Annotated in this window: 3 protein-coding genes; 2 read left to right on the forward strand and 1 reads right to left on the reverse strand. The window is 52.4% G+C overall.

Features of this window, described 5'->3' with window-relative positions:
* Positions 1 to 213: 213 nt before the first annotated feature.
* Together Q8O92_15635 and Q8O92_15640 are read left to right on the forward strand one after the other, a co-directional pair.
* Positions 214 to 3,195 (forward strand): amidohydrolase family protein, encoded by a 2,982-nt coding sequence (locus tag Q8O92_15635; protein ID MDP2984750.1) that lies wholly within the window; start codon positions 214 to 216, stop codon positions 3,193 to 3,195.
* Positions 3,196 to 3,429: 234 nt separating this feature from the next.
* Positions 3,430 to 4,698 carry an amidohydrolase family protein gene (locus Q8O92_15640; protein ID MDP2984751.1) on the forward strand — a complete coding sequence of 423 codons (1,269 nt, stop codon included), beginning with the start codon at positions 3,430 to 3,432 and terminating at the stop codon, positions 4,696 to 4,698.
* A 78-nt stretch (positions 4,699 to 4,776) separates the two neighbouring features.
* On the opposite strand, the gene Q8O92_15645 is transcribed toward Q8O92_15640, so the two are convergent.
* On the reverse strand, positions 4,777 to 5,250 hold the full coding sequence (locus tag Q8O92_15645; GenBank protein ID MDP2984752.1) for a hypothetical protein: 474 nt from the start codon (positions 5,248 to 5,250) through the stop codon (positions 4,777 to 4,779).
* Between the last annotated feature and the right edge of the window lie 326 nt (positions 5,251 to 5,576).

The following is a 5,576-nucleotide window of genomic DNA, read 5'->3' on the forward strand; positions in this document are numbered from 1 at the left end:
ACTTCGACAAGCTCAGTGCTCGGTCAGCGGACTCTGAGCCTGTCGAAGAGTCCGCTACATCCTGAACTCGTTGCCGCTTCGCGGGAACGATAAAACCGTTTCAGGATCTAAATATGCGATCATGGTGCAATTTTTTCAAAAAATTTCCAAACGACATACCCGGATTATTTTAAAAACACCCACCCCATCACTTCACTATAAAGGAACAGCGGTATGGAAAAACACCGGCACAGACAGTTTTCAGGTTTTTTTCTCGTGGGATTTCTCTTGTTTTTCCGCGCTCAAAATTGCCCTGGACAGACAGCTCCGGTCATCGGCCTGCATGAGAACACGCCCAATGTCCTTACCTTCAAAAACGCCCGTATTGTCACCGCGCCCGGAACGGTCCTGGAAAAGGCTGTTCTCGTGGTTCGAGACGGCCATGTGGAAGCAGTCGGGAGCGATGTTCCCGCGCCTCCTGATGCGGTGGTTTATGATCTGGCCGGGAAAACGATCTATCCGGGGTTTATCGATCTCTACACCCACTACGGCTTGCCGGAGAAACCGGCCGGTTCAGCCGATTCCGGGGCGCTCTACTGGAATACCGCTGTTCGCCCGGAACGTTCGGCTGCGGAATCATTTCATCCCGATGAAAAAGCGGCCCAGCCTCTCCGCAGGAGCGGATTCACCGCGGCAGTTTCCTTTCCCCGTGCGGGAATCTTCCGGGGAACAGGGAGCCTGGCGCTCCTGAACGACGACGAACCCTCGAAAACGATTCTTCAGGACAGCATTGCCCAGTCAATCTCATTCAACACGGTTGGAGGCGAGTATCCGTCATCGCTCATGGGAACCATCGCTCTCATTCGTCAGACCTTTCTCGATGCCCGCTGGTACGATCAGGCCTGGGAAGCATTCCGGAAAGCCCCCTCCGGACAGACCGCTCCGGAGGTAAACCTGTCGCTGGCCGCGCTCAAACCTTTCTCGGAAGGCCGCAAACCCTGTGTGTTCGAGGCGCCCGGAACGCTCGATATTCTCGATGCATCGAATATTGCCCGTGAATTCGGACTGAATGCGTGGGTGCGCGGCTCCGGCGCAGAATACCAGCATGTGGATGCTTTGAAAAAAGGGGGAGTGAAACTCATCATCCCGCTCCGCTTTCCCGAACCGCCCGATCCGGCGAACGTTCAAACCGGACTGGGCGAGCTTCGCCATTGGGATTTCGCCCCGGAGAATACGGCGCGCCTGGCCAAGGCAGGCGTCGATTTCGTCCTGACCACCGCCGGACTGGAACGTCCCGAGGATTTCCTGAAAAACCTTCGTACAGCGGTCAAAAGGGGCCTTCCGCCCGACAAAGCTTTACAGGCGCTGACTGTGACACCGGCGGAATGGCTCTCGATGACACTGCTGCTCGGAACGCTGGAAAAAGGGAAAATCGCGAATTTTCTGGTTACCGACGGCGATCTTTTCGAAGACAAGACCAAAATTATCGATACCTGGGTGGCTGGCATCCGTTACAAAGTGAATCCTCTGCCGGAAATCGATGTCCGGGGGACATGGACGCTCCGTTTTACACCGGTTGACCGTATGGAAACCCTGGAACTCTCCCTGTCCGGCGAGGCGCTTACTCCCGAGGTCAAGGCGACAGTAGGCGGAAAGACAGTGAAATCGCTTAAATCCTCCCTGGTAAAACGTCTGGTCATGTTCGCATTTCAAGCCGATTCTATCGGATTTCAGGGAACCCTCCGCCTGACCGGCATGGCAGAAGAGAAACTCATGCATGGCCGGGGAACTTTCAGCGACGGGTACAGCTTCACCTGGGATGGCGCTCTGAAAGAACCCTGGAAAGCCAAGCCCGATACGGTGAAGATTGAACCGACCCGAATGGCGGAGTTCCCGGTTATTTATCCTGAGGGTTCGTTCGGCAGGCCGGCGCTCCCCGACCAGCCGGAGGTTCTCCTTGTAAAGAACGCGGTGCTCTGGACCTGCGGCCCGCAAAAGATTATAAGGAATGGCGATCTCCTGGTGAAAAAAGGGAAAATTGCCGCGATTGGAAAAAATCTGAGCGCACCGTCCGGTGCGGTGATCATCGACGCTTCCGGGAAGCATGTCACCCCCGGTCTGCTCGATGCCCACGCTCATCTGGCCATGCGGGGCGGAATCAATGAAGGAACACAAGCCATCACTTCCGAAACACGGGTCAGCGATATCATAGACAGCAACGATATCAATATATACCGCCAGCTTGCCGGGGGAATGACCACCGTATGCACCTGCCATGGATCCATCAATCCGATCGGGGGTCAGAACGCAGTTATCAAGCTGCGGTGGGGTGCGCTCCCCGAGGAAATGCTGTTCGAGGGCGCGGTACCCTCCCAGAAATTCGCCCTGGGTGAAAATCCCAAGCTCTCCAATATTTCCGGTATCCCGAACCGGTATCCGCTGACCCGCATGGGTGTCGAGGAGATCATCCGCGATATGTTCCAGGCTGCTAAAGACTACCGCAGGGAATGGCAGGATTATACCGAAGCCAGCAAAAAAAACAAGAATCTGATCCCTCCCCGGAGAGACCTGAGACTGGAGCCGCTGGTGGAAATTCTCGAAGGGAAGCGTCAGGTGCAGTGTCACTGCTACCGTCAGGACGAGATTCTCGCCGTCATGAAAACGGCGGAAGAAATGGGGTTCAAGATAGAATTCTTCATCCACATACTGGAAGGCTATAAGGTGGCCGATGCGCTGAAAAAACATGGGGCGATGCCCTCCACATTCAGCGACTGGTGGGCCTACAAGGCCGAGGCTTATGACGCCATTCCCTACAGCGGCGCCCTTATGCGCGAGCAGGGGCTGCTGGTAAGTTTCAATTCCGACGATATCGAACTGGGACGGCGCATGAACCTTGAGGCGGCGAAAGCGGTGAAATATGGATCCGTTCCCGAAGAGGAAGCGCTGAAATTCGTCACCCTGAACCCCGCCAGGCAGCTCCACCTCGACCGCCGGATCGGAAGCCTTGAAGAGGGCAAAGACGCCGATTTCGTCATCTGGAGCGGTTCGCCGCTTTCATCCTACAGCATCTGCGAGCAGACATGGATCGACGGCCGCAGGTATTTCGAACGAAGCGAGGACAGCGAGCTGCGGAAGAAAATCAAGGAAGAACGTGCAGCGCTCACCGAAAAAATTATTTCCATAGGAAAAAAAGAAAGCGGCAAAGGGGCAAAGTAAAAAGGATGAAAGAAGACAGAAGACAGATAGTCTGAACCATGATTCATAGGATTTAAGGATTACCATGATAGATCAATCAAGTTAATCCCATAATCATGCAAATCAAGGTTCAGACGGTCTCTTCATCATCTTTTGTCATTCGCATCATTCGCATCAGTGGTTCAGACATCTTTGTACCTCTGTATCTTTGTCAATTTAAAATTTTTTTCATATACATACAAGGAGAGTTATACCATGAATATGCTAAACAAAGCGAAAGTAGTTTCACTTTTCATCATTACCCTGATACTCTTTTGCAGCATCGCCCGGGGTTCCGACCAGATTCCCGCGGCAGCGCAGAAGCAGCCTATCGCTCTCGTGGGCGGCGTCATCCATCCGGTGGACGGCGCAGTTATTGAAAAAGGGACAGTGCTGTTTGAAAAAGGGAAAATCACGGCTCTTGGCGCCGATATCCGGATACCTTCCGATGCCATCAAGGTAGACATCAGCGGGAAACACGTATATCCCGGCCTGATAGATGTGAATTCTCAGCTTGGGCTGATCGAGATCAATTCGGTGCGCGGCACTCTGGATATTCAGGAAAAGGGGAATATCAACCCGGATGTCCGGGCAGAAGCATCTCTGAATCCTGATTCGGAGCGCATCCCGGTCACACGCTCCAACGGCATCGCCCTGGCTGCTGCGCTTCCCTCCGGCGGAGTAGTTTCCGGAAAAGCGGCTCTTTTCATGCTCGACGGCTGGACTTGGGAAAGCATGATCCTTAAAGCTCCGGTCGGTATGGTGATCAGCGGGCCGAACATGGATGTGCTCGAAAAGGCTTTCACCGAAGCCCTGGCTTATAAGGCCGCCCGTGAGGCTGCAGGGAAGAAAGAAACGCCATTCCACAAAACCGATGTGCGCTGGGAAGCCATGCTGCCGGTTCTTAAAGGGGAGCTGCCGGTCTGGATGTGGGCAAATTCCCTTCCGGAAATTGAATCGGCGGTTGAGTGGGCCGACCGTGAAAAAGTGAAACTGGTCATCTTTGGCGGACTGGAATCGCCCCTGGCCGCCGATCTCTTGAAAAGAAAGAACATCCCGGTGGTGGTAACTCCGATCCTCAGTCTTCCCCGGGGAAGGGATGATGATTATGATGAACCGTTCACTGTTCCTGCAAAACTTTTCCGGGCGGGAGTGAAATTCTGCATCTCCGGTTCAAGCGCCGAAGGCAACGATCGGAATTTACCCTACCATGCGGCCATGGCGGCGGCCTATGGCCTTCCGAAGGAGGAGGCGCTGAAATCGGTGACTCAATATGCCGCGGAGATTCTGGGCGCTGCCGACCGGGTGGGAACTTTGGCGAAGGGGAAGGATGCCACGCTTATTGTTGCCAGCGGCGACCCTTTGGAAATAACCACCCAGATAGAAAAAATGTATATCCAGGGGCGGGATATCGACCTGAACAACAAGCAGAAGATACTCTACCGAAAATATCAGGAAAAATACCGCCAGCTTTCGGGGAAATAGTGATGAAATCTGAAATCTGAAATAACGCGCGGGGCAGGTTTTACTCTTCCCCCGAACCAGGCCAGGAAAAGGTAACTTTTACCGTCCAAATGCTTTTTTCATTGCCTCTTTTTGCGTGTCATTCAGAATATCATTCATCTTCTGCCATGCTCCTTGATCCACAGGGAGTTCTTTGAACTGGTCAATCTGTTTCTGAATGAGCGGGCATTTGAGGTTTTCCAGGATGACGACCAGAAAAAGAGAGCGAGGAGTTTCCGGTATATCGTTCCTCGCCGGCATAACACCGAGCGCCTTTTTTAGTGCATCTGTCTGTTTTTCATTGAATATCTGGAATAGTTTCTGAAATACTTCCCGTCCCTGGCTGGGATCGAATTCTTTCAACTGCTTTGCCTGTTCCTCGCTCAGAGGGACTTTTGCAGTTTTAAGGATTTCGGCGACAGTGACAGCCGTATCGGCGCTTTCCTTTTTTTCTCCCTGTCCTCCGACACTGCCGACCCAGAGGACAAAGAACGCTCCGGCTGCCATTACAGCGAGGTTTCTCGGTGTTTTCATAGATTCTCCTTTATGAGGTTTTTTCCATCTGATTTTCAACCCTGCCCTTATAGCCCGGATTATTCATAAAAAAGGATTTTTTTTCTGTAATCCTCAAAACTACAGCCCCCTAAATCCCCCAAAGGGGGACTTAACCCGGATTATTCACAAACTTGCTATGATATTTTCCTAACTCTTTATTAAACAAGTACTTATTATTAATTTTTTAGTGCAGCCCCCTAAATCCCCCGAAGGGGGACTTTTCGCGGTAAAGATGAAAATGTGAAGGTGTAACTTTTTTAAAAAAACCAATTAAGCCTTGTATTGCAGTCTTTTAAGTCCCCCTT

The sequence above is a fragment of the Candidatus Latescibacter sp. genome, from assembly GCA_030692375.1.
In the GTDB taxonomy this organism is placed as follows: Bacteria; Latescibacterota; Latescibacteria; order Latescibacterales; family Latescibacteraceae; genus JAUYCD01.